This window comes from Limnohabitans sp. Jir61 (genome assembly GCF_003063545.1).
Taxonomy (GTDB): domain Bacteria; phylum Pseudomonadota; class Gammaproteobacteria; order Burkholderiales; family Burkholderiaceae_C; genus Limnohabitans.
Genome location: NZ_NESD01000002.1, coordinates 69,951 through 92,960, shown reverse-complemented (window position 1 = coordinate 92,960; position 23,010 = coordinate 69,951). Strand labels below are relative to the sequence as shown.

Here is a 23,010-nt window from a genome sequence, read left to right as displayed (position 1 = left end):
GTATTTAGGCCATCAATTCTTCGTAGCTGACGGTGGCTGTGCCAAACTTGCCCACCACCACACCACCGGCTTTGTTGGCCAAAGGCATGGCTTCGCGCAGGCTCAAACCCGCTGCAACCAACGTGGCCAAAGTGGCAATCACGGTGTCGCCAGCCCCTGTCACATCAAACACTTCACGAGCTTGTGCCGACACGCTCAATTCGCCTTGTGCATCAAACAAGGTCATGCCTTCTTCGCTGCGTGTTAGCAACAGGGCGTCGAGTTTGAGCTCTTGACGCAGGACGTGCGCTTTTTGCACCAGTTCAGCTTCGGTGCTCCATTTGCCAATGACTTGTTCTAGTTCTGCACGGTTAGGCGTGATACAGGTCGCACTCGCGTAGCGTGAGTAGTCGCTTCCTTTAGGGTCTATCAACACGGCTTTGCCTGCAGCGCGAGCTGCTGCAATCATTTGGGACACATGGGCCAACCCGCCTTTACCGTAATCAGAGAACAAGACCACATTGTGGTTGGGTAGTAAATGCATGAATTGGTCGGTTTGCGAGGCCAGCACTTCGTTTTGTGGCGTGTTCTCAAAGTCCACGCGAAGCAGCTGCTGCTGACGACCAATCACGCGCAGCTTGACCGTTGTTTTGAGTTGGCTGTCGCGACCTAAGTGAGGTGCAATGCCAGTCTTGGCGACCAAGTCTTCAAGCAGGTGGCTCGCTTCGTCGTCGCCCACCACAGATAAGAGCGATGCTTTGGCGCCCACGCTGACCACGTTGTAGGCCACGTTGGCGCAACCGCCCAAACGGTTTTCTTCACGCGTGATGCGCACCACGGGTACAGGGGCTTCTGGGCTGATGCGGTCGACCGCGCCATACCAATAGCGGTCGAGCATCACATCGCCCACGACCAAGACGTGGGCATGGCTGAGTTGTTGTTGGGTGATCGTCATAGTTCCTCCACGCGTCGTGCGGGGTAGCTGTCCCAAGCTTGGCAGCCTGGGCATTGCCAAAAGTGTTGACTCGCTTCAAAGCCACAAGCGGCGCAGCGGTAGCGTTGCAACGGTTTAGCTGCTCGTTCTAAGGCGCGTTGCACTTGCGGATGAAATTCTTCGTGCTCAAATTTTTCGTTAGCAATCCATTGCGTGGCGGCGACTAAAGAGGGTTCGCGCTCTAAGTGCTTCGCAAACAAGTCCCCCGTATGGGCCTCACCTTGTGCTTTGCGCAAAGTGACGATGGCATTGAGCACATCGAGTGATGCAGTTTTGGCGTAGCTGGTTTCTAGCAAAGTCAGCGCTTTGGGGGCGCAGCTTAAGGTCAGGGCGAGTGCAGCCAACTTAGGCGCGAGCAAAGGCAAAGAGGCGGGTACTTGAGAGGCTAAGTCTTCAAGCGTGGTGTAGGCCTCGCTGGCACGATTGGTTTGCTCATAGGTCTTGGCTAATGCAATACGTGCGCGCGCATTGTTGGGTGCGGCCTTTGTGGCTTGGTTCAGCAAGACCACGACTTGGGCGGCATGCTGTGCCACATCGAGACTTTCGGCTTCTTCGCATAGGTAATGTGCCAAGCGACCCTGGAAACTGCCTTGTTCACTGTTGCCTAGCTTTTGAGCGATGACAGAAGCCTTGGCCCAGTCGCGTGAGCGCTCGTAAATACTCAGCAAGGCCAAGTGCGCTTGCGCTTGGTGGGCCGTGCCTTCGAGTTTGCTGAGCGCTTCTTCGGCGCGGTCGAGTAAGCCAGCTTTGAGGTAATCCAAAGCGAGGGCGTGTTGCGCACGGTCGTGATCGGCTTGGCTCAAGTCGCCACGTGACAGCAGGTGCTGGTGCACACGCACCGCACGTTCGTATTCGCCACGACGGCGAAACAAGTTGCCCAGTGCAAAGTGCAGCTCAGACGTGTCGGGGTCGTGTTGCACGGCCTCGATGAAGGCATCAATGGCTTGGTCTTGCTGCTCGTTGAGCAAGTAGTTCAAACCTTTGAAATACGCTTTGGGGGTTTGGCGGTTTTCAAGACGCAGCTGGCGCAAATCCATGCGCGAGGCGACCCAGCCCAAGATGAAGGCAACGGGCAAGCCCAGCAAAATCCAGCTGAGGTCAAATTCCATGTGTGGGGTCCGCAGAAGAAGAGGCTGACGCTGTGGTTTCAGGCGTTGTTGGGGTCTTGGCTAGTTGGGCCAAGCGGCGATGTTTCCACCAGCGCGGCACCATGCCAATAACGCCTACCGCCACGCCCATGACGAAAACGGTTAGCAGCACCAATACCAACGGCGCGCTCCAAGTGGTGCCAAAAAAGAAATGGACCACGGCATCGTGTTGGTTGTTCAGCGCGAAAGCGAACAGGGTAAAAAAAATGGCTGCCTTCAGTAATAACTGAAGCAGCCACATGAGGTTTTTCAAGTTAGCTCCTCTGTGACGAGGGCCATTTTAGCCTTGCGGCAGCTTGAAAAAACCGTTTCTCAACCTTTGAGCTCAGACCCCGCCAACAATTCCTTGGTGCGCGTGTCCACCGCTTCGCGCAGGGCTTTGCCCGGCTTGAAATGGGGTACGCGCTTTTCAGGAATTGCCACGCTTTCGCCGGAACGCGGGTTGCGTCCCATGCGAGGCGGGCGACGGTTGATCGAAAAACTGCCAAAGCCCCGCAACTCAATGCGGTGCCCGCGCACCAGCGCGTCGCTCATCGCGTCAAGAAGCGTCTTGACAGCGAACTCGGCGTCGCGGTGCGTGAGCTGCCCAAAGCGGGCAGCCAGTTCTTCGACCAGGTCTGAACGGGTCATCAGTTGTTGTCGAGCTTAGCGCGCAACAGAGCGCCCAAGCTGGTCGTACCAGCGTTTTCGCTCTTCGACTGTTGTGACAAGGAAGCCATAGCTTCTTGTTGGTCCACAGCGTCTTTGGCTTTGATCGACAACTGGATGTTGCGGGTCTTGCGATCCACGTTCACCACCACAGCAGTCACTTCGTCGCCGACTTTCAACACGTGGCTTGCATCTTCCACGCGGTCGCGTGAAATTTCGCTGACGCGCAAATAGCCGATGATGTCTTCGCCGAGGTCGATTTCAGCGCCCTTAGCGTCCACAGTCTTGACCTTGCCGGTAACGGTTTGGCCTTTGTCGTTGATCGACACGAAAGTGGTGAATGGGTCTGAGTCGAGTTGTTTGATACCCAAGCTGATGCGCTCGCGGTCCACGTCCACAGCCAAGACCAAAGCCTCAACTTCTTGACCCTTCTTGAATTCGCGCACAGCGTTTTCGCCGGTTTCGTTCCAAGACAAGTCAGACAAGTGAACCAAACCGTCGATGCCGGCAGCCAAACCAACGAACACGCCGAAGTCGGTGATGGACTTGATTGGGCCCTTCACGCGGTCGCCGCGCTTGGTGTTTTGAGCGAAGTCTTGCCAAGGGTTAGCTTTGCATTGCTTCATGCCCAAGCTGATGCGGCGCTTGTCTTCGTCGATCTCGAGGACCATGACTTCGACTTCGTCGCCCAATGACACGATCTTGGAAGGAGCAACGTTCTTGTTGGTCCAGTCCATTTCAGACACGTGCACCAAGCCTTCGATGCCTGGTTCGAGTTCCACAAATGCGCCGTAGTCGGCGATGTTGGTGATCTTGCCGAACAAGCGAGTGCTTTGTGGGTAGCGGCGGTTGACGCCCATCCAAGGATCGTCGCCCATTTGCTTGAGGCCCAAAGACACGCGGTTTTTCTCGGTGTCGAACTTGAGGATCTTGGCAGTGATTTCTTGACCAGCTGTGACCACCTCAGATGGGTGACGCACACGACGCCATGCCATGTCGGTGATGTGCAACAGGCCGTCGATACCGCCCAAGTCCACGAATGCACCGTATTCGGTGATGTTCTTGACCACACCATTGACGATAGAGCCTTCTTTCAAAGTCTCCATCAACTTGGCGCGCTCTTCGCCCATCGAAGCTTCCACCACAGCGCGGCGAGACAACACAACGTTGTTGCGCTTGCGGTCGAGCTTGATGACTTTGAATTCCATGGTCTTGTTCTCATAAGGAGACAAGTCTTTGATCGGACGTGTGTCGATCAATGAACCAGGCAAGAAGGCGCGGATGCCGTTGACCAACACGGTCAAGCCACCCTTGACTTTGCCGCTGGTTGTACCAGTGACAAACTCGCCAGATTCCAGAGCTTTTTCCAAGCTCATCCACGATGCCAAACGCTTGGCAGTGTCGCGGCTCAAAATGGTGTCGCCGTAGCCGTTTTCAACGCTACCGATCGCAACTGACACGAAGTCACCCGCTTGGACTTCGAGCTCGCCCTTGTCGTTCTTGAATTCTTCGATTGGCACGTAGGCTTCAGACTTGAGGCCAGCATTCACCACAACGTGGTTGTGCTCGATGCGGATCACTTCAGCAGTGATCACTTCACCGGTGCGCATTTCGGAGCGCTTCAGAGATTCTTCAAATAGGGCGGCAAAAGATTCAGACATTTATTTCCTTTGTCTCATCACGGGAAAGAGGGCAACACAATTGCTGCACCACATGGGCCTGCGATAAGCGGTGGTTTTGTGGCGTGAGCCACAGGTTAAGTTTTAGATCCGTTGGGCCAGTGCGCCAATGCAGCGCGAGAGGAGCCAAACGGGCCAGGTTTTGCAGCCTATTTCAAAAAATTAAAAAGGCTGCTTTGCTTGCCACCACGTCAACACTTGATCTACCGAGGCTTCGATAGAGAGCGATGAGTTGTCGAGTTGGTAAGCATCTTGTGCCGCTTTCAAGGGCGCCACGCTGCGCGAAGAATCGCGTGCGTCGCGGGCCTCTAAATCGGCGCGAAGACTGTCGAGTGTAGTCGAAATTCCCTTTGAAATCAATTGCTTATGACGACGCTCGGCGCGCTGCGCGGCGCTCGCCGTCAAAAACACCTTCAAAGGCGCATTGGGGAAGATGACAGTACCCATGTCACGACCATCGGCCAAGAGGCCGGGCAGGCGTTGAAAACTGTGCTGTAGCGCTACCAAAGCGGTACGTACGGCAGGTAAAACAGACACTTTAGAAGCATTCATGCCCGCTTGTTCGGTGCGAATGGCGTCGCTGACGTCTTCGCTGCCAAGCCATACGGTGTCGCCTTCAAAGCGCACGGGCAGAGTGCGGGCGAGGTCGGCAATGCGTGCTTCGTCGTTGGCTTCTAGCGACAGGCCTGCTTTCAAAGCGGCATAGGCCGTCACGCGGTACAGCGCACCTGAGTCGAGGTAGTGGTAGCCCAAAGCCTGCGCCACGCGGCTGGCCAAGGTGCCTTTACCCGAGGCGGTGGGGCCATCGATGCAAATGACGGGTATGTCTTGGGTGTTGGCGTGCGCCACAGAGAACAAAGCCTCGAAGTAATCGGGGAATGTTTTGGCCACGCACTTGGGGTCTTCGATGCGAACGGTTACTTTGTCGGCATTGAAAGCTGCCAGCGAGAAACACATGGCCACGCGGTGATCGTCGTAGGTGTGGATGCTGGCGGCTTTCCAGCCATCTTTCGGTAGAGGGTGAACCGTGATCCAGTCTGGGCCTTCTTCAACACTTGCACCGAGCTTGCGGCATTCAGTAGCCATGGCCACGATGCGGTCGGTTTCTTTCACACGCCAGCTGGCGATGTTGCGCAGCGTGGTGGGGCCGTCGGCGTAGAGCGCCATCACGGCCAGGGTCATGGCGGCATCAGGGATGTGGTTGCAGTCGAGGGTGATGCCTTTGAGTGGCCAAGCGCCTTGGTTGATTTCGAGCCAGTTGGGACCGCTGGTGATCTTGGCACCCATTTGCGCAGCGGCATCCATGAAGCGAATGTCACCTTGGATGGAGTCTGCACCTACGCCTTGGATGCGGATGCCTTCGCCTTCAGCAATCGCACCCAGCGCGATGAAGTAGCTGGCAGAAGACGCATCGGCCTCCACGTGAATAGTGCCGGGCGACTGATAGCTGCAGCCCTGTGGAATGGTGAAGCGCTGCCAACCATCGCGCTTGACCGCAATGCCGTAACGCGCCAACAGATTGAGTGTGATGTCGATGTAGGGCTTGCTGATGAGTTCACCCACCACGTCAATCACGATGTCGTGTGTTTTGGCTGCCAAGGGCAAAGCCATCAACAGTGCTGTGAGGAATTGGCTCGATACATCGCCGCGCACTTGAATAGGCGCATCCACTTTGAGTGATGGTTGGCCAATGTGCAGCGGAGGGAAACCATCGTTGCCCAAGTAGTCAATTGAGCAGCCAAGCAAACGCAGTGCATCCACCAAGTCACCAATCGGGCGCTCGTGCATGCGTGGCACGCCCTTGAGCGTGAAATCGCCACCCAACACCGCAAGTGCAGCCGTGAGCGGGCGCATGGCCGTGCCCGCGTTGCCCATGAAGAACTCAATCGCGTCGTGGTGCTTGAGTTGGCCGCCTAAGCCAGTGATGGTGACCGTGGTGCCTTGAACGTCTACACCGCAGCCGAGTTGGCGCAGCGCAGCCAACATCACGCGGGTGTCGTCGGAGTCCAGCAAGTCGTGGACCACGGTGGTGCCTTGGCACAAGGCCGAGAGCAACAACACACGGTTGGAAATGCTTTTGGAGCCAGGTAGGGTAACAGTGCCGGATGCGCCTTGCAGCGGCGGGAGGTCTAGGAAGGCAGTGGAGAACATCTATTAATCTTCAGAAGCTTTGTTGCAAGCGTTGCCCGCTTGCAGTGTCCAAGCCGAGCGCACATCACTGGCTTGTTGAATCAGTTGTTGCAAGGCAGCGGCGTCGCCTTGCTTCAAGGCGGTTTCAAAGTGATCGAGTGCCGTGCGAAAGTGCGCGACTTGTTTAAGCACTTCAGCATGGTTTGCACTCAAGATGTCGCGCCACACCGATGAGTCACTCGCAGCAATGCGTGAGAAGTCTCTGAACCCAGGTCCGGCCATGTCCAAGAAAGCTGCCCCTTGCGGTTGAGCCATGAGCGCGTTGACGGCTGCAAAGGCCAGCATGTGAGGCAAGTGGCTCACGGCAGCAAATGTAGCGTCGTGAGCTTCGGGTGTCATGGTGCTCACATGGCTGCCTACGGCTGTCCAAACTTCGTGTGCCGCTTGTAGGCGGTGGATGCCTGTTTTAGGCAAGGGCGTGAGGATGGTGCGGCGCTCTTGGTAAAGCGAGGCTTCGGCATGTTCGATGCCAGCCACTTCTTTGCCCGCAATCGGGTGGGCGGGAACAAAGCAACTCAGGCGCTCACCCAAGGAAGCAACTGCAGCAGCAATCACATCGCATTTGGTGGAGCCCACATCCATCAGCAAGGTGTTGGGTTGCAACACATCGCGCATGGCAGCAAAGCTGCTGTGCATGGCGCCCACGGGGACAGCGAGCAATACCAAGTCCGCGCCTTGCACAGCTTCGGCCACGCTATTGCAAGCTTGGTTGATGACCTTGAGTTCAACCGCGCGTTGGCGGGTTTTTTCTGAAGCACTGAAGCCGACGATGGTTTGCACCAATCCTGCCTCGCGCAAGGCGAGCGCAAATGAGCCGCCCATCAGGCCACAGCCGATGAGGGCAAGCCGCTGAAATGTCATTCTGAAACTGGGTAAGAACCCAAGACCTTGTAAAAAGCGCACAAGCCTTGCAGCTCTTGCAGCGCTGCAGCCACATGGGGCTGGCTGACGTGGCCTGAGATGTCGATGTAGAAGTAGTACTCCCACTGACCAGATTTGGCAGGGCGCGACTCAAAGCGCGTCATCGACACACCGTTGTTTTTGAGCGGTACGAGCAAGTCGTGCACAGCGCCCGGACGGTTCGGGACTGATACCACCAAGCTGGTGCAGTCGTTACCCGACGCAGGTGGCGTTGCCAAAGTCTGTGGCAAAGCGATGACAGCAAAGCGTGTGCGGTTGTAGGCCTCGTCTTGGATGGCGTGGTGCACGATGTGCAGGCCAAACTGACTGGCTGCGCGTTCGCTGGCCAAGGCCGCCCACTTGGGGTTGGTGGCGGCGAGGCGTGCGCCTTCGGCATTGCTAGACACCGCACGGCGCTCGGCCAACGGCAGGTGTTGGCTGAGCCAACCTTGGCATTGAGCCAATGCTTGGGGGTGAGCCATCACGACTTCGATGTCGGCATCTGAGTTGATTTGACGCATCAAGTTGTGGCGGACTAGTAAGCTAACTTCGCCCACCACATGCACGGGCGAGCGCAAGAACAAATCGAGCGAGCGGGCCACGACACCTTCGGTGGAGTTTTCCATGCCTACCACGCCGTATTGGGCTGTGCCCGCAGCGGTGGCGTGGAAGACTTCGTCAAAGTTGGCGCAGTAAATCAGGTTGGCTGCGCTGCCAAAAAACTCAATTGCTGCTTGTTCGCAAAACGTGCCTTGGGGGCCGAGCACCGCCACGCGTTGTGGCGCTTCGAGTGCCAAACAAGCCGACATGATTTCGCGCCAGATGGAGGCGATGTGTTCGTTCTTGAGCGGACCTGGGTTGGCCTGCGTGATTTTGTCGATGACTTGCGCCACGCGGTCAGGGCGGAAGAACGGCGAGCCTTCGGCGCGTTTGATTTCGCCCACAAGCTCTGCCACTTTGGCACGGTCGTTGACCAGTTGCAGCAGTTGTTTGTCGAGCGCGTCGATTTGCACGCGCAAGGCGGCAAGGGCGTCGGATTGAACGGGTTGTTGGCTCATGGTGTTGTTGCTCGTTCAGATGCTCAATCAAGCCTGTGTTTTTTCAAACGCTTGCATGTAGTTCACCAACGCTTGCACACCTTCAATTGGCATGGCGTTGTAGATGCTGGCGCGCATGCCGCCGACCGATTTGTGGCCTTTGAGCTGCAACAGGCCTGCGGCTTTGGCGCCGGCTAAGAATGCGTCGTTACGTGACTCGTCAGCCAAGAAGAAGGGGACGTTCATGCGTGAACGGCAGTCGTGTGCCACCTTGTTACTGTAGAAACTGGAACTGTCTAAGAAGTCATACAACAGCTTGGCTTTGGCGATATTTTGTTGCTCCATCGCAGCCACACCACCTTGGCGTTTGAGCCATTGGAAAGTCAGCCCAGCCATGTAAATGCTGTACGTGGGCGGCGTGTTGTACATGGAGCCGTTATCGGCCACAGTTTTGTAGTTGAACGCGCTGGGGCAAGCTCTGAGTGCATGGCCCAGCAAGTCTTCGCGCACGATGACCAAGGTCACACCAGCGGGGCCAATGTTCTTTTGCGCACCACCAAATGCCACGCCCACCCGTGCCCAGTCCACACTACGGGAAAGCACATGTGAAGAGAAGTCAATCACCAATGGTGCGTCAGAGCCCAAGACTTTGAGGTCGGGCAGGGTGTGAAACTCCACGCCGTGGATGGTTTCGTTGGTGCAAATGTGTACGTATTGCGAACCAGCACTGAGCTGCCATTGCGCTGGTGTTGGCAAGGTTGTGAAGTTGCTTTCGGCACCCGTGGCTGCCAAATGTGGTGTGCAGAATTTGCTGGCTTCTTTGTACGACTTCTCGCTCCAGCTGCCCGTGACCACCACATCAATGATTTCGCCGCGTGAGAGGTTCAAGGGCACGATGGCGTTTTCTGCCAAACCGCCGCCTTGCATGAACAAGATTTTGAAGTTGGCGGGCACGGCCAAAAGTTCGCGCACATCGACTTCGGCCTGTTCGTAAATGCTGATGAACTCTTTGCCGCGGTGACTCATCTCCATGACGCCCATACCGCTGCCATGCCAATCGGTCATCTCAGCAGCGGCTTGCTGCAGCACCTCCAACGGCATGGCCGCTGGACCTGCAGAAAAGTTAAACGGGCGGGTCATGCTTAGATTAGCCTTCGCTTGGGGCGTCAGTGCCGCCTTCTGCGTTGTCGTCTTCTGCGCCTTCGCTGAAGTGAGCGTTGGCATCGTTTTCGACAATGCGTTGCAAACCGCTGAGCTTGGCGCCTTCGTCCAAACCAATCAAGGTCACGCCTTGTGTGGCGCGGCCCATTTCGCGGATTTCAGCAACGCGGGTACGCACCAATACGCCGGTGTCGGTGATGAGCATGATTTCGTCGTCCGCTTGCACCAAGGTGGCTGCCACAACTTTTCCGTTGCGCTCAGATTGCTGGATGGCAATCATGCCTTTGGTGCCACGGCCGTGGCGGGTGTATTCGCTGATGTTGGTGCGTTTGCCGTAACCGTTTTCGGTGGCCGTCAACACGCTGGCGCGAGCGACGGTTTCGTCGGCCACTGCACTTGGGTCTTCTTGTTCAGATACCAACATGGCGATGACGCTTTGGCCGTCTTCGATCATCATGCCGCGCACACCACGGGCACTACGACCCAAGGGGCGCACATCGTTTTCGTCAAAGCGCACGGCTTTGCCGCCGTCGCTGAACAACATCACGTCGTGCTTGCCGTCTGTGAGGGCTGCGCCGATCAGGAAGTCACCTTCGTCCAAGTTGACGGCGATGATGCCGCCCTTGCGTGGGTTGTTGAATTCGTCGAGCGAGGTCTTCTTGACCGTGCCCATGGACGTGGCCATGAACACAAATTGGTCTTCGGGGAAGGTGCGTGTTTCGCCGGTGAGGGCCAAGACCACATTAATTTTTTCGCCTTCTTGCAAGGGGAACATGTTGACGATGGGGCGACCGCGTGAACCGCGTGAACCCGCAGGCACTTCCCACACCTTGAGCCAGTACAAACGGCCGCGGTTGGAGAAGCACAGCAGATAGTCGTGTGTGTTGGCAATGAAGAGTTGGTCCACCCAATCGTCTTCTTTGGTCGCTGTGGCTTGTTTGCCGCGACCGCCGCGTTTTTGGGCGCGGTATTCAGACAGGGGTTGGCTCTTGATGTAGCCGCTGTGGCTGAGCGTGACCACCATGTCGGTGGGCGTGATCAGGTCTTCGGTGCCCAAGTCTTGAGCGTTGTGCTCAATCACGCTGCGGCGTGCGCCGAGCTTGCTTTGACCGAATTCGTTCTTCACAACGGTCAGCTCATCACCAATGATGGTGGACACGCGTTCGGGCTTGGCCAAGATGTCGAGCAAGTCGTCGATCTCGGCCATGACGTCTTTGTATTCGTTAACGATCTTGTCTTGCTCAAGACCCGTCAAGCGTTGCAGACGCATTTGCAGAATTTCTTGGGCTTGGGTTTCGCTCAAACGATACAGACCGTCGCTGCCCATGCCGAATTCTTTTTCCAAACCATCGGGGCGGTAGTCGTCAGCGTTAATCACGCCGCCGTCAGCACGGCTACGGGTGAGCATTTCGCGCACCAGTTGGCTGTCCCAAGACTTGGTCATCAGCTCGGCCTTGGCCACAGGGGGCGTAGGCGCATTACGGATGATGCGAATGAACTCGTCGATGTTGGCCAAAGCCACAGCCAAGCCTTCCAGCACATGGCCGCGTTCGCGGGCTTTGCGCAGGGTGAAGATGGTGCGGCGTGTCACCACTTCGCGGCGGTGGCCCAAGAACACAGCAATCAAGTCGCGCAAATTGCAGAGCTTGGGTTGGCCGTCAATCAAGGCCACCATGTTGATACCGAAGGTATCTTGCAGTTGGGTTTGTTTGTAGAGGTTGTTCAGCACCACCTCAGGCACGGCGCCGCGCTTGAGTTCAATGACCAAGCGCATGCCTGACTTGTCAGACTCGTCTTGGATGTGGCTGATGTCTTCAATCTTCTTCTCGTGAACCAACTCTGCCATGCGTTCTTGCAAGGTCTTTTTGTTTACTTGGTATGGCAATTCGTCCACGATGATGGACTGGCGCTGGCCTTTGTCGATGTCTTCAAAGTGGCACTTGGCGCGCATGACCACACGGCCACGACCGGTGCGGTAGCCGTCTTTGACGCCGCTGATGCCGTAAATAATGCCGGCCGTTGGGAAGTCTGGCGCTGGAATGATTTCCATCAACTCGTCGATGGTGGCTTCGGGGTGGCGCAACATGTGCAAACACGCGTCCACCACTTCATTCAAGTTGTGAGGTGGGATGTTGGTAGCCATACCCACCGCAATGCCGGAGGAGCCGTTGACCAGCAAGTTAGGAATGCGGCTTGGCAGTACCAAGGGTTCTTTTTCAGAGCCGTCGTAGTTCGGGCCGAAGTCGACGGTTTCTTTGTCAATGTCGCTCAACATTTCGTGCGCGATCTTGGATAAGCGGATTTCCGTGTAACGCATCGCCGCAGCGTTGTCGCCGTCGACCGAGCCGAAGTTACCTTGGCCGTCTACCAACATGTGGCGCAGAGAGAAGTCCTGGGCCATACGCACGATGGTGTCGTACACCGCGCTGTCGCCGTGCGGATGGTATTTACCAATCACGTCACCCACGATACGGGCTGACTTCTTATAGGGACGGTTCCAGTCGTTGTTGAGCTCGTGCATCGCGAACAAGACGCGGCGGTGCACAGGCTTTAAACCGTCACGCGCATCGGGAAGGGCGCGGCCCACAATCACGCTCATGGCGTAATCTAGGTAGCTGCGACGCATCTCCTCTTCTAGGCTGATGGGCAAGGTTTCTTTGGCGAACTGGGTCATGAAAGAGGCCGTAAAGCAGGAAATCGAACATTTTAGGCTCTAAAGTTGTGGTTGCTATGCAACAGCTGCCGTCTTAAATTGTTAAGCCTCGTTATAGGTGGAAGTAGCTCGTTTTGGTTATGGCACAATCATCGGGAGCGTCATAGGTTAATCACCTAGATTGCCCTGAATTCGCAGAGTGGTCTGCGGCTTATAAATCCCTCAGAGGTGAATCATGAAAAACTTGAAGAACTTGGCAGCTTTTGTTGCTACCGCTGCTTTGGCAACTGCTGCTATGGCTCAAAACATTGACAACTGGCGCAACTCATCAGGCGACGTGTGGAAAAACTCCACAGGCGATTGCTGGCGCGATGCCAACTGGACACCTGCTACTGCTGCTCCTGGTTGCGGTGGTGCTGCTCCTGTTGAAGCAAAAGCTGCTGCTCCTGTTGCTGCCGCTTCTAAAGTGACTTACGCTGCTGACGCATTCTTTGACTTCGACAAGTCAGTGGTCAAGCCAGCTGGCAAGGCCAAGTTGGACGACTTGGTGGCTAAAGTTAAAGGCATCAACTTGGAAGTCATCATCGCTGTGGGTCACACTGACTCTGTCGGCTCTGACGCTTACAACCAAAAATTGTCTGTGCGTCGCGCTGAAGCTGTGAAGGCTTACTTGGTGTCTAAAGGCATCGAGAAAAACCGCGTTTACACCGAAGGTAAAGGCGAGAAGCAACCCGTGGCTAGCAACAAGACCAAAGAAGGTCGCGCTAAGAACCGTCGCGTTGAGATCGAAGTTGTGGGCACCCGCAAGAACTGATCTGACCTGATCTAAAAAAGAAACCCCGCCTCGGCGGGGTTTCTTTTTGCTTGAACGACAATACAAATCATGGAAAACACTGCCACTCATACCAATGTCGACCAGGCCGAATTGGCCAAATTCTCAGACCTCGCCCACCGTTGGTGGGATCCAGAAAGCGAATTTCGTCCATTGCACCAAATCAATCCGCTGCGTTTGGATTGGATCAATGGCATTGCGCCCTTGCAGGGCAAAAAAGTGTTGGATGTGGGTTGCGGCGGCGGTATCTTGACCGACGCCATGGCGCGTTCTGGCGCGCATGCTTTGGGTATTGACTTGGCGACCAAGTCGCTCAAAGTGGCGCAGCTGCATGCCTTAGAGGCCCAAACACCTAACGTGCAATACCGTGAGGTGGCGGTGGAAGCGTTGGCTGCAGAGCAGCCCGCCAGCTTTGATGTGGTGACCTGCATGGAAATGCTCGAGCACGTGCCAGACCCGTCGTCCATCGTGCGAGCTTGTGCGCAGTTGGTCAAGCCGGGTGGCCATGTGTTTTTCTCGACGCTCAACCGCAACGCTAAGTCATTTTTGTTTGCCATCGTGGGCGCTGAATACGTATTGAACTTGTTGCCGCGTGGCACACACGAATACGCTAAGTTCATTCGCCCCAGCGAGCTGGCACGTGATTGCCGAGAAGCAGGCCTTGAGTGGCAACACACCCGAGGCATGGAATACAACCCACTTACGCGGCGCTACTGGCTGAGTGGCGACACCAGCGTCAACTACATGGTTGCCACGCAAAGGTCGTTGTGATGCTAAAAAATATTCGTGCAGTGCTGTTCGATTTGGATGGCACCTTGATTGACAGCGCCCCCGACCTTGGTGCTGCCGCCGACAAAATGCGCACCGACCGAGGCATGTCGTCGTTGCCCTATGAGCTGTACCGACCGTTGGCAGGTGCCGGAGCACGCGGCATGTTGAAGGTGGCGTTTGATATGACGCCTGAGCATCAAGACTTCATGACCATGCGCGAAGAGTTCTTTGCTAACTACGAAGCGGCGATGACCGTGCGCACCTATGTGTTTGATGGCGTGGAAGATTTGATTGAGCACCTTCAGTTGCGCCAAATGCCGTGGGGCGTGGTGACCAACAAAATGGCGCGGTTCACTGATCCGCTGACTGCTGCCATGCCCTTGTTTGCCAGCGCGCGTGCGATTGTGAGCGGCGATACAACTCCACACCCTAAACCGCATCCCGAACCCTTGTTTGAAGCGGCTCGCCGTTTGGCATTGCCCCCAGAGGTGTGTTTGTATGTGGGCGATGACGAGCGTGACATTGCAGCAGGTCGCGCAGCAGGCATGCCCACAGTGGCTGCTGGCTATGGTTACTTGGGTGAAAAGACTGACATCAGCGCCTGGGGCGCAGATTTATTCGTGGATTCTCCAAATAAGCTCTTGCAATTGCTGGCAGAGGCCTAAAATAGGAGACTTGGGGCTGCACTGGTTTCGACATGGGTTCGGACGCGTGGCAGGGCATGTCGAGGTTCTGATCCTCGTAAATCTTCGGAAAAAAAACTAACTGCAAACGACGAACGTTTCGCACTCGCCGCTTAATCCGGTGAGCCTTGCAACAGTTGGCCGATAGGCTGGGTTAGGGGGTCGCAAGACTTCCTAGCTGCAAGGGAAAACATATGGGCTGGCATCACCTCGGGTACCTTGAGGTGGTGTGAGAAAAAAGGGTACTGGCTGGGTGCGTAGCGTGTCGCTGCGCGACGCACACGGCGAGACTCAAATCAGACGACTACACATGTAGAACTGTACGAAAAAGGCTTGTGGACGCGGGTTCAAATCCCGCCAGCTCCACCATCTGCAACGACAAAGGCCGCTAGGTTTAACCACCTAGCGGCCTTTTTCCATATTTCTAGCAGACATTTTTGAAGTCAAGTTGGTTACATGAGTAAAGCACATAGCGTGCTGAAATCTGATGAGTCTTCTAAATGGAGTGATTCATGTCTCAGTATTTGTGCATGCGTTTTCATCTGATGTGGCAATCTCTCTGCTTCATCGTGCTTAGTTTTTCACTTACTGCTGCATGGGCTCAGACTTATCCTAATCACCCTATCAAGTTCATAGTTCCTTACTCAGCAGGTGGGTTACCCGACACGGTGGCCCGCAATTATGCGCAGCGTTTGGGTGAGCGCTTGGGTCAGCCTGTGGTGATTGACAACAAGCCGGGGGCGAACGGCGTAGTTGCTGCGCAAGCCATGGCGGCTGCGCCGAAAGATGGCTATACCTTCATGTTGACGGACGCATCGATGTTTTCCATCAACCCTGCTTTGTATAAATCAATCAGCTACGACTACAAACGCGACTTTGTGCCAGTTTCATTAGCGGCACGGGCGCCTTTGTATTTGGCGGTCAACGCCAAAATTCCTGCGAATAATTTGAAAGAATTGGTGGCATTGGCCAAGAATAAGCCTGGCACGTTGACTTATGGGTCTTCTGGCGTTGGCAGCACGCATCACTTAAGCATGGAAGCGTTGAAATCAGCCATGAATTTAGACATGACCCATGTGCCGTTCAAAGGTACTGCGCAGTCAGTCCCCGCTTTGATTGGTGGTCAAGTGGATATGTTGTTTTCAGCGTTGCCATCTCTGTCGGGCTTTGTGAAGTCAGGGCAAGTGCGTTTGATTGGCAGCAATGCGGCCAAGCGTTCTCCTCAAGAACCCAATGTACCGACAGTGTCAGAGTTAATTCCTGGTTTTGACTTTGCGCCGATCATTGGCGTGCTGGCTTCAACAGGTACATCGCAAGCAGCCATAGATCGCATCAGCAGTGAAATAGCCGTGGTCGCAAAGATGCCCGAGGTTGTTCAGTCTTTGAGTAATTCGGGCATTGAGGCTGTGGGCGTTGGGTCTACGGAGTATGCGCGTGCCATTAATGACGAAATTGAACGCTTTGGTAAGGCAATCCAAGCTGCAGGCATCAAACAACAGGAGTGATGGGTGAGTAAATTAAAACTGAGCTTTGCGTGCTGGAACTACGATCGAACGCGCGCGCTGATGGATGGAACGGTTCAAGTTGATGGGATTGATCTGAATTATCTGAACTTGCCCGTGGAAGAAACCTTCTTTCGTATGGCTAGGTTTCAAGAGTTTGATGTCGCAGAAATGTCGTTGTCTTCTTACTGTGTCACATTGAACAAGCCTGAGCGCCCCTTTGTAGCCTTGCCAATTTTTCCCTCGCGATTTTTTAGACACTCTTGCATTTACGTCAATGCAGAAAGTGGCATTCACGAGCCCAAAGATTTGATTGGCAAACGCATTGCGAGCCCCGAATACCAGATGACGGCACCTGTTTGGATTCGTGGCATCTTGGCCGATCACTATGGTGTTGCTGTAGATGCTCAGCCATATTTGTTTGGAGGCGAGGAAGAGCCAGGACGCATAGAAAAAATGAAGCTTCAATTGCCTTCAAATTTCCAAGTTAACCCCATTGGTCCAACGCAAACCTTGTCACAAATGCTGCATGACGGCGAGTTGGATGCGCTTTACACCGCACGTATGCCATCTTCGTTTTTAAAGGGTGACGGCAAGGTGCGTCGCTTGTTTGAGAATTATGTTGATGTAGAGCGTGCTTATTACCGAGATACGGGGATTTTCCCCATCATGCACACGGTCGTGATTCGTCGTGAGGTGTACGAAGCCAATCGCTGGATTGCACAGTCTTTGACCAAAGCTTTCATTGAGGCGCAACGTCACACCTACCGAGATTTGTATGAAACGGCCGCTTTGAAGGCGATGTTGCCATGGCTGACGGCTCACGTCGAAGATGCGCGTCGAGAGTTTGGCGATGACTGGTGGGCTTATGGTCTAGAGAAAAACTACAAGACGCTAGACACCTTTACACGCTATCACCACGAACAGGGCTTATCAGCGCACAAACTCAATGTCGCGGATTTGTTTGCACCTGAATCGCTCGAAGCATTCAAAATTTAACTTAACAAGAGAATTCAATGTCTGGTAATCCAACGCAACAACGACTGATCGAAGCGGGCCTCATCATTGACCATCACGGCTTGGGGGACTTGACGCGTGGACATGTGTCCATTCGCGTGCCCGGTGATTCAGATCACTTTTACATGAAACCACACAGTTTTGGTTTTGACGAAATCACACCAGAGAACATGGTGCTTTGCAACTTGGAAGGCGAGAAAGTAGGCGGCACAGGGCGACGCCACAGTGAGGTGTTCATTCATTCCGAAATTTACAAAGCTAGACCAGATGTCAACAGTGTGATTCACGCACATCCTACTTATGCTGTTGCATTTTCGGCTACAGGCAAAAAGCTGCAACCCATCAGTCAACCCAGCGTGGCGTTTGCTGATGGGTTACCTTACTTTGACGAATCCATTGATTTGATTCGCACCACTGAGCTTGGTATTGGTGTGGCAAAAGCATTAGGTTCATGCAAAGCGGTGCTGATGCGTAACCACGGCGTGTCTGTGGTCGGATCAACGGTGGAAGAAGCCACAATTTTGTTGATCATGCTTGAGAACGCTTGTCAAATTCAATTGGCGGCCATGTCAGCTGGCGTAGGGGAAACATTTGATGTTTCCCAAATTCAAAAGTTACACCATGACATCACACGCGATGAGCAGTACACCATCAACTTCAACTACTTGGTAAGAAAAATCAAACGACTTAGCAACACACATTAAGGGGCTCATCATGTCGCTTAGAAAATGTGTCTTGGCTTGTCTGGTGTACTGGTTGGGTGTGTGTGCATTTGCACAAGACTATCCACAAAAAACAGTGCGTTTGATTTCACCCATTCCTCCAGGCGGCGCACCTGATTTGATTGCCCGCGCCGTGGGCCATCGATTGGCAATGCTTTGGTCTCAACCTGTGGTGGTGGAGAACAAAATTGGTTCGAACGGTCAATTAGCGGCTGAGTATGCAGCGCATGCAACTGCTGATGGTTACACCTTGTTGGTCGGCATGGATAGTTTGTTTGTCATCAATCCATACCTTTACAAGCAATCGACGGTGGATGTGAATAAAGAGCTGATTCCTATTGCCACCTTGGGAGCCAATCAGTTTGTGTTGTCGATCAATGCCAATCTTCCTGTCAAAACTTTGCCAGAGTTTGTGGCATATGCAAAGAATGCCAAGCCAGCATTGGCCTACGCCTCAGGCGGTAATGGCAGCCAACACCACTTGACCATGGAGTTGCTCAAAGCCAAGGCTGACATTGATTTGTTGCACGTTCCATACAAAGGCGGCACTGCAGCAACCACCGCCACTATCGGGGGTGAAACGGTGGCGATGTTTTCTGGTACCTCGAACTCATCTTTAATCAAGGCTGGCAAGTTGCGCGCGATCGCGGTGAGCGGGTTAGCGCGATCTAAGTTGCTGCCCGATGTGCCTACTGTTTCAGAGTTTTACCCTGGCTTTGACAACACGATTTGGATTGGTTTGTTCGCGCCGCGTGGTACTCCTGATCTCATCGTGCAACGCTTGCGTAAAGATGTTGCACGCGTGTTGGCTTCTCATGAATTGGCAGAATCTTTTGCCAACGCGGGTGGGATTGAGCCATTCGTCACTTCACCTGATGAAATGCAAAAACTGATCAAACGTGATCAAGCCAAATACAGCAAGTTGATTTCTGAGCTTAAGCTCAAAATTGATTAGGCTTAAATACAGGCTAGATCAAAGGTCGCAACGTCTGCGCTGTCTGTTGCAGCAATGGCAACCAAAGCGATGCCAAATCCTGGGCATTACTGTCTATGCTCGAACGCACTAAATTTAGTGCAGCAACTGTCTTGCCACTTGTGTTTCTTAATGGCACTGCTATTGCATCAACCCCTAACTCATGCTCTTGATTGGCCACACAATAATCTTGTTTGGCGATGGCTTTGAGTTTTTGTTTCAATGAGCTGGCCTGTATGGCGGTGTTTGTAGTCAACCGACTGAGTGGTGTGTTTTTTAACCATGCCATCAACTCTGTGTTGGGTAAGTTAGCGAGGAGGACTTGGCCAGTAGACGTGGCATGAGCGGGTAGGCGAGTCCCCACATGGAGTCCGTAAGCCAATACGTTGTGGCTTGCCTTAGTTTGGGTATGGCTGCCTTGCCAGATGCCACGCGCGACGATGATCACTGAATCGTTTTGCAAAACGGCAACAGAGCATGACAGTTGTGTGGCTAAGCTCAATTGATGCAAGGTCGGTTGCACTGCACGAGGTAAACGTGCGCCTGACAAGTAGCTACCAGCAAAACCGAGTACTTTTGCCGACAGCCAGAAGTACTGACCATCGGACTCCAAGTAGCCTAAGTTCGCTAAGGTCAACAAATGCCGTCTTGCAGCAGCACGCGTGAGTCCCGTGCGTTCAGCTGTTAGCGTTGCATTTAAACGTTGCCGTTCGGTGTCAAAGCTCTCCAGCACGGTCATCCCACGGGCCATGCCCTCGATCCAGTCAGACTTATTCATACGTTTGCCGTCAATGTAGGTTGCGCGATCATCGCGCAAGTATTCTATTCACCGCGCAGGTTTGCATTTTGAACTTTGCGATAGATCAAATGTGCCATTAATCTCAAGGCACTTTTAAATACAAGGATGAGAGACATGCGAACACAAGTAGTGATTGTGGGTGCCGGCCCTTCGGGCTTGTTGTTGGGTCAACTGCTACACAAGGCAGGTGTGGATGCGGTGATCTTGGAGCGTCAAAGCCCGGACTATGTCTTGGGTCGCATTCGTGCAGGCGTGCTAGAACAAGTCACGCTCGATGTGTTGACCGAAGCAGGGGTAGACAAGCGGATGAACAAAGAAGGCTTAGTCCACACAGGCTTCGACTTGTTGTTCAAAGGCGCCCGTCACCGCATTGATTTGGCAGACCTGACCGGCGGTAAAAAAGTGATGGTCTATGGGCAGACCGAAGTCACCCGCGATTTGATGGATGCGCGACAAGCCGCAGGCCTGACCACCATTTATGAAGCCGACGATGTTCAGATTCAAGGCTTCGATAGCAACAAACCGAGCGTGAGCTTTAGCAAAGACGGTAAAAGCCACACCATTGAGTGCGACTTCATTGCGGGTTGCGACGGTTTTCATGGCGTGTGCCGGGCCAGCGTGCCTAAAAAGTCGATTCAAGAATTTGAAAAGGTGTATCCGTTTGGCTGGTTGGGTGTGTTGTCAGATACCCCACCGGTGCACGAAGAGCTGATTTACGCCAACAGCACACGTGGTTTTGCGCTGTGTTCGCAACGCAGCCTCACACGCAGTCGCTACTACCTGCAAGTCCCGTTGACGGACAAGGTCGAGCAATGGTCTGACGACGCTTTCTGGGCTGAGTTACGCAATCGCCTTGACCCTGAGGCACGCGAACACTTAGTGACAGGCCCTAGCATTGAAAAGAGCATTGCCCCGTTGCGCAGTTTTGTGACTGAACCCATGCGCTTTGGGACCTTGTTCTTGGCAGGTGACGCTGCTCATATCGTGCCACCCACAGGTGCCAAGGGTTTGAATTTGGCCGCGACTGACGTGAAGTATTTGTCGGACGCGCTGATCGAGGCATGCGTTGAGAAATCACATGCAGGCATTGACCACTACTCCACCCGTTGTTTGGCTCGTATTTGGCGTGCTGAGCGCTTCTCGTGGTGGTTCACCAGTTTGATGCACCGTTTTCCTGATCAAGGCGAGATTGGTCAAAAGTTCCAAGAGGCTGAGCTGGATTATCTGATCCACAGTGAGGCTGGTTCTCGCACGATGGCTGAAAACTACGTGGGCTTGCCACTGAACTTTGGCGAGTAACTTGGCTTCGAGGAGGGGGATGACTATCAAACGTGTCATCACCCTTTTTCTTTGCAAGTTATTTCTGTTCATCAGATATATCGAAATTGCATATCTGGTAGATTCCTAACGTTCAATTTGGGGTTAATTCAATCGAGAGAATTGACCCGACAAAACAAGACCTAAAAAGAGGAGCATTTATGAGTGAGCAACATACGCCGGCATCTGGCGTGGACCGCGTCTTACAGCGCTTGTGCGATGCCAGCGCCACTATTGGTGGCGCAGTGTTAGTCGCCATTGCCTCGGTGACGGTGGTGAGCGTGATTGGCCGCGCTTTCTTTTCACACCCCATCTTGGGCGATGTGGAGTTGGTCCAGCTGGGTTGTGCGGTGGTAGTGGCTTCCTTCTTGCCCTATACCCAGTTTCGTCAAGCCAACATCATTGTGGATTTCTTCACTACAGGCACTTCAGAAAAAACACAAAGCAGACTGGATGCTTTTGGCACGTTCCTCTACACGCTGGTGTTGGGTTTGGTCGCTTGGCGCGTGTCGGTAGGTTGCATTGACATCAAAGCCAACCAAGAAACTTCCATGCTGATGGCCTTACCACTGTGGATTCCCTATATGTTGATGGTGCCAGGCTTGGCGCTGTGCTCGGTGATTGGGTTTGTTCAAACCCTGCAACACCTTGGTTTGATTGCGAAGGAAGAAGTATGAGCACGATGAGTATTGGTTTAGCCATGTTTGGCGCCATGTTGGTGCTGATGGCCGTTCGCGTACCGATTGCCATTTCTATGTTTGTGCCAGGTGCTGTGGGTTACATGGCCTTGGCGGGCTGGTTGCCTTTGCTATCGCACCTCAAAGGCGCTGTTTATAGCCGAGTGTCGATTTATGACTTGTCTGTGATTCCGCTGTTCATGTTGATGGGCGCGTTTGCAGTGCACGGCGGTTTGTCTAAAGCACTGTTTGACTTTGCCAATGCTTTGTTGGGGCGCTTCAAAGGCGGCATGGCCATGGCGGGTGTGTTGGCATGTGCCGCGTTTGGTTCCATCTCTGGCTCTACCGTGGCAACGACCGCCACCATTGCGCAAGTGGCTTACCCCGAAATGCGTCGCATCAACTACTCGGGCAGACTGGCTACTGCAGTGCTCGCTACGGGGGGCACGATGGGTGTGCTGCTGCCGCCTTCAGTGACGTTGATGGTCTACGCCATCTTGACTGAGCAGAACATCACTAAGATGTTTTTGGCAGCCTATATCCCAGCTTTACTGGCTGCAGCAGGCTATCTTCTCGCCATTGCGGTGATTGTTCGCATTCACCCAGACCAGGCGCCTCAAGCCAAAGCGGCCTCTAGCAGTGAAGTGCTGACCAGCGCCTTGAATGTGTGGCCGATTGCTGCCATCTTTTTAGTGGTGTTCGGTGGCATCTATGGCGGTGTATTCACCGCAACCGAGGGTGCGGCCATTGGCAACGTGTTGACCTTTGCCATCACCTTGCTGCGTCGCGAGATGACGTTTGACAAGCTCGTGGCGTCTATTCGCACCACGGCGCAGACCAGCGGCATGATCTTCTTGATCTTTATTGGCGCAGACATGATCAACGCCTCATTGGCCCTCTCGCAGTTGCCTGCACAGTTGGCTGACATGGTGGGCCATTTGCAGATTTCACCGCTGGTGGTGATGGCCGGCATCATGATCTTCTACATCATCTTGGGTTGTGTGATGGATGAGATGTCCATGATTTTGCTCACCGTTCCCACCTTGTTCCCAGTCATTTTGGGCATGGATTTCTTCGGGTTAAACCCGTCTGATAAGTCGCTGTGGTTTGGTATTCTTATTCTGACAGTTTGCGAGATCGGCATGATCTTCCCGCCTGTGGGTCTTAACGTGTACATCATGAATGGTTTGGCCAAGGATGTGCCCATGGTTGAAACCTACAAAGGTGTGGTGCCTTTCCTTATTACAGACGGCATTCGCTTGTCGCTGTTGATTGCGTTCCCCGCCATCTCGTTGTGGCTTGTTCATGCATTGACTTAAATTTTTATA

21 protein-coding genes and 1 other RNA gene are annotated in these 23,010 nt (G+C 54.0%); 11 read left to right on the top strand and 11 right to left on the bottom strand.

Annotation, left to right across the window (positions count from 1 at the left end):
- Nucleotides 1–4: 4 nt before the first annotated feature.
- From rfaE1 to gyrA, 10 genes are all read right to left on the bottom strand, one after another.
- A complete protein-coding gene (rfaE1, locus tag B9Z35_RS06705; protein WP_108282939.1) occupies nucleotides 5–934 on the bottom strand; it encodes a D-glycero-beta-D-manno-heptose-7-phosphate kinase in 930 nt (309 codons plus the stop codon).
- The gene (gene lapB, locus B9Z35_RS06700) at nucleotides 931–2,082 is read right to left on the bottom strand and encodes a lipopolysaccharide assembly protein LapB (RefSeq protein ID WP_108282938.1); all 1,152 of its coding nucleotides are present in this window, start codon (nucleotides 2,080–2,082) and stop codon (nucleotides 931–933) included. The genes rfaE1 and lapB overlap by 4 nt, the downstream gene beginning before the upstream one ends.
- Nucleotides 2,072–2,374, bottom strand: coding sequence for a lipopolysaccharide assembly protein LapA domain-containing protein (locus B9Z35_RS06695; RefSeq protein WP_199219782.1), 303 nt, complete (start codon nucleotides 2,372–2,374; stop codon nucleotides 2,072–2,074). The genes lapB and B9Z35_RS06695 overlap by 11 nt, the downstream gene beginning before the upstream one ends.
- Nucleotides 2,375–2,433: 59 nt before the next feature.
- On the bottom strand, nucleotides 2,434–2,751 hold the full coding sequence (locus B9Z35_RS06690) for an integration host factor subunit beta (protein WP_108282937.1): 318 nt from the start codon (nucleotides 2,749–2,751) through the stop codon (nucleotides 2,434–2,436).
- On the bottom strand, nucleotides 2,751–4,430 hold the full coding sequence (gene rpsA / locus B9Z35_RS06685) for a 30S ribosomal protein S1 (protein WP_108282936.1): 1,680 nt from the start codon (nucleotides 4,428–4,430) through the stop codon (nucleotides 2,751–2,753). Before rpsA ends, B9Z35_RS06690 begins: the two co-directional genes overlap by 1 nt.
- A 180-nt stretch (nucleotides 4,431–4,610) precedes the next feature.
- Nucleotides 4,611–6,599, bottom strand: coding sequence for a bifunctional 3-phosphoshikimate 1-carboxyvinyltransferase/cytidylate kinase (locus tag B9Z35_RS06680; RefSeq protein WP_108282935.1), 1,989 nt, complete (start codon nucleotides 6,597–6,599; stop codon nucleotides 4,611–4,613).
- Between the two features lie 3 nt (nucleotides 6,600–6,602).
- Nucleotides 6,603–7,499, bottom strand: coding sequence for a prephenate dehydrogenase/arogenate dehydrogenase family protein (locus B9Z35_RS06675; RefSeq protein WP_108282934.1), 897 nt, complete (start codon nucleotides 7,497–7,499; stop codon nucleotides 6,603–6,605).
- A complete protein-coding gene (gene pheA, locus B9Z35_RS06670; RefSeq protein WP_108282933.1) occupies nucleotides 7,496–8,596 on the bottom strand; it encodes a prephenate dehydratase in 1,101 nt (366 codons plus the stop codon). Before pheA ends, B9Z35_RS06675 begins: the two co-directional genes overlap by 4 nt.
- A gap of 27 nt (nucleotides 8,597–8,623) precedes the next feature.
- Complete coding sequence (serC, locus tag B9Z35_RS06665; RefSeq protein ID WP_108282932.1) at nucleotides 8,624–9,715, bottom strand: 3-phosphoserine/phosphohydroxythreonine transaminase; 1,092 nt, start codon at nucleotides 9,713–9,715, stop codon at nucleotides 8,624–8,626.
- 7 nt (nucleotides 9,716–9,722) lie between these two features.
- Entirely contained in the window at nucleotides 9,723–12,410 is a 2,688-nt protein-coding gene (gyrA, locus tag B9Z35_RS06660; protein WP_108282931.1) for a DNA gyrase subunit A, read from the bottom strand.
- A gap of 214 nt (nucleotides 12,411–12,624) precedes the next feature.
- On the opposite strand from gyrA, the gene ompA reads away from it, so the two are divergent.
- The 8 genes from ompA (at nucleotide 12,625) to B9Z35_RS06620 (ending at nucleotide 18,871) form a co-directional block, all read left to right on the top strand.
- Complete coding sequence (gene ompA, locus B9Z35_RS06655; protein ID WP_108282930.1) at nucleotides 12,625–13,203, top strand: outer membrane protein OmpA; 579 nt, start codon at nucleotides 12,625–12,627, stop codon at nucleotides 13,201–13,203.
- A 69-nt stretch (nucleotides 13,204–13,272) separates the two neighbouring features.
- Nucleotides 13,273–13,992: a bifunctional 2-polyprenyl-6-hydroxyphenol methylase/3-demethylubiquinol 3-O-methyltransferase UbiG gene (ubiG, locus tag B9Z35_RS06650; protein ID WP_108282929.1), complete on the top strand. Its 720-nt coding sequence runs from the start codon at nucleotides 13,273–13,275 to the stop codon at nucleotides 13,990–13,992.
- Nucleotides 13,992–14,657: an HAD-IA family hydrolase gene (locus B9Z35_RS06645; protein WP_108282928.1), complete on the top strand. Its 666-nt coding sequence runs from the start codon at nucleotides 13,992–13,994 to the stop codon at nucleotides 14,655–14,657. Before ubiG ends, B9Z35_RS06645 begins: the two co-directional genes overlap by 1 nt.
- Before the next feature lie 12 nt (nucleotides 14,658–14,669).
- Nucleotides 14,670–15,044, top strand: a transfer-messenger RNA (tmRNA) gene (gene ssrA / locus B9Z35_RS06640).
- Nucleotides 15,045–15,187: 143 nt separating this feature from the next.
- Entirely contained in the window at nucleotides 15,188–16,180 is a 993-nt protein-coding gene (locus tag B9Z35_RS06635) for a tripartite tricarboxylate transporter substrate binding protein (RefSeq protein ID WP_233246501.1), read from the top strand.
- A 3-nt stretch (nucleotides 16,181–16,183) separates the two neighbouring features.
- The gene (locus B9Z35_RS06630) at nucleotides 16,184–17,176 is read left to right on the top strand and encodes a 4,5-dihydroxyphthalate decarboxylase (protein ID WP_108282926.1); all 993 of its coding nucleotides are present in this window, start codon (nucleotides 16,184–16,186) and stop codon (nucleotides 17,174–17,176) included.
- A gap of 17 nt (nucleotides 17,177–17,193) precedes the next feature.
- Entirely contained in the window at nucleotides 17,194–17,898 is a 705-nt protein-coding gene (locus tag B9Z35_RS06625; protein WP_108282925.1) for a class II aldolase/adducin family protein, read from the top strand.
- A gap of 10 nt (nucleotides 17,899–17,908) precedes the next feature.
- Nucleotides 17,909–18,871 (top strand): tripartite tricarboxylate transporter substrate binding protein, encoded by a 963-nt coding sequence (locus tag B9Z35_RS06620; RefSeq protein WP_108282924.1) that lies wholly within the window; start codon nucleotides 17,909–17,911, stop codon nucleotides 18,869–18,871.
- 13 nt (nucleotides 18,872–18,884) lie between these two features.
- Here the strand turns inward: B9Z35_RS06620 and B9Z35_RS06615 are convergent, their stop codons facing one another.
- Nucleotides 18,885–19,667 (bottom strand): IclR family transcriptional regulator C-terminal domain-containing protein, encoded by a 783-nt coding sequence (locus B9Z35_RS06615; RefSeq protein ID WP_108282923.1) that lies wholly within the window; start codon nucleotides 19,665–19,667, stop codon nucleotides 18,885–18,887.
- 135 nt (nucleotides 19,668–19,802) lie between these two features.
- Here B9Z35_RS06615 and pobA point away from each other — a divergent pair, with 135 nt between their 5' ends.
- The 3 genes from pobA to B9Z35_RS06600 all read left to right on the top strand — a co-directional run bounded on the left by pobA (nucleotide 19,803) and on the right by B9Z35_RS06600 (nucleotide 23,001).
- Entirely contained in the window at nucleotides 19,803–20,987 is a 1,185-nt protein-coding gene (gene pobA, locus B9Z35_RS06610; protein WP_108282922.1) for a 4-hydroxybenzoate 3-monooxygenase, read from the top strand.
- A gap of 179 nt (nucleotides 20,988–21,166) precedes the next feature.
- Nucleotides 21,167–21,682, top strand: a complete 516-nt coding sequence (locus tag B9Z35_RS06605) for a TRAP transporter small permease (RefSeq protein ID WP_108282921.1) — start codon at nucleotides 21,167–21,169, stop codon at nucleotides 21,680–21,682.
- A complete protein-coding gene (locus B9Z35_RS06600) occupies nucleotides 21,679–23,001 on the top strand; it encodes a TRAP transporter large permease (protein ID WP_108282920.1) in 1,323 nt (440 codons plus the stop codon). Before B9Z35_RS06605 ends, B9Z35_RS06600 begins: the two co-directional genes overlap by 4 nt.
- The last annotated feature ends 9 nt before the right edge of the window (nucleotides 23,002–23,010 follow it).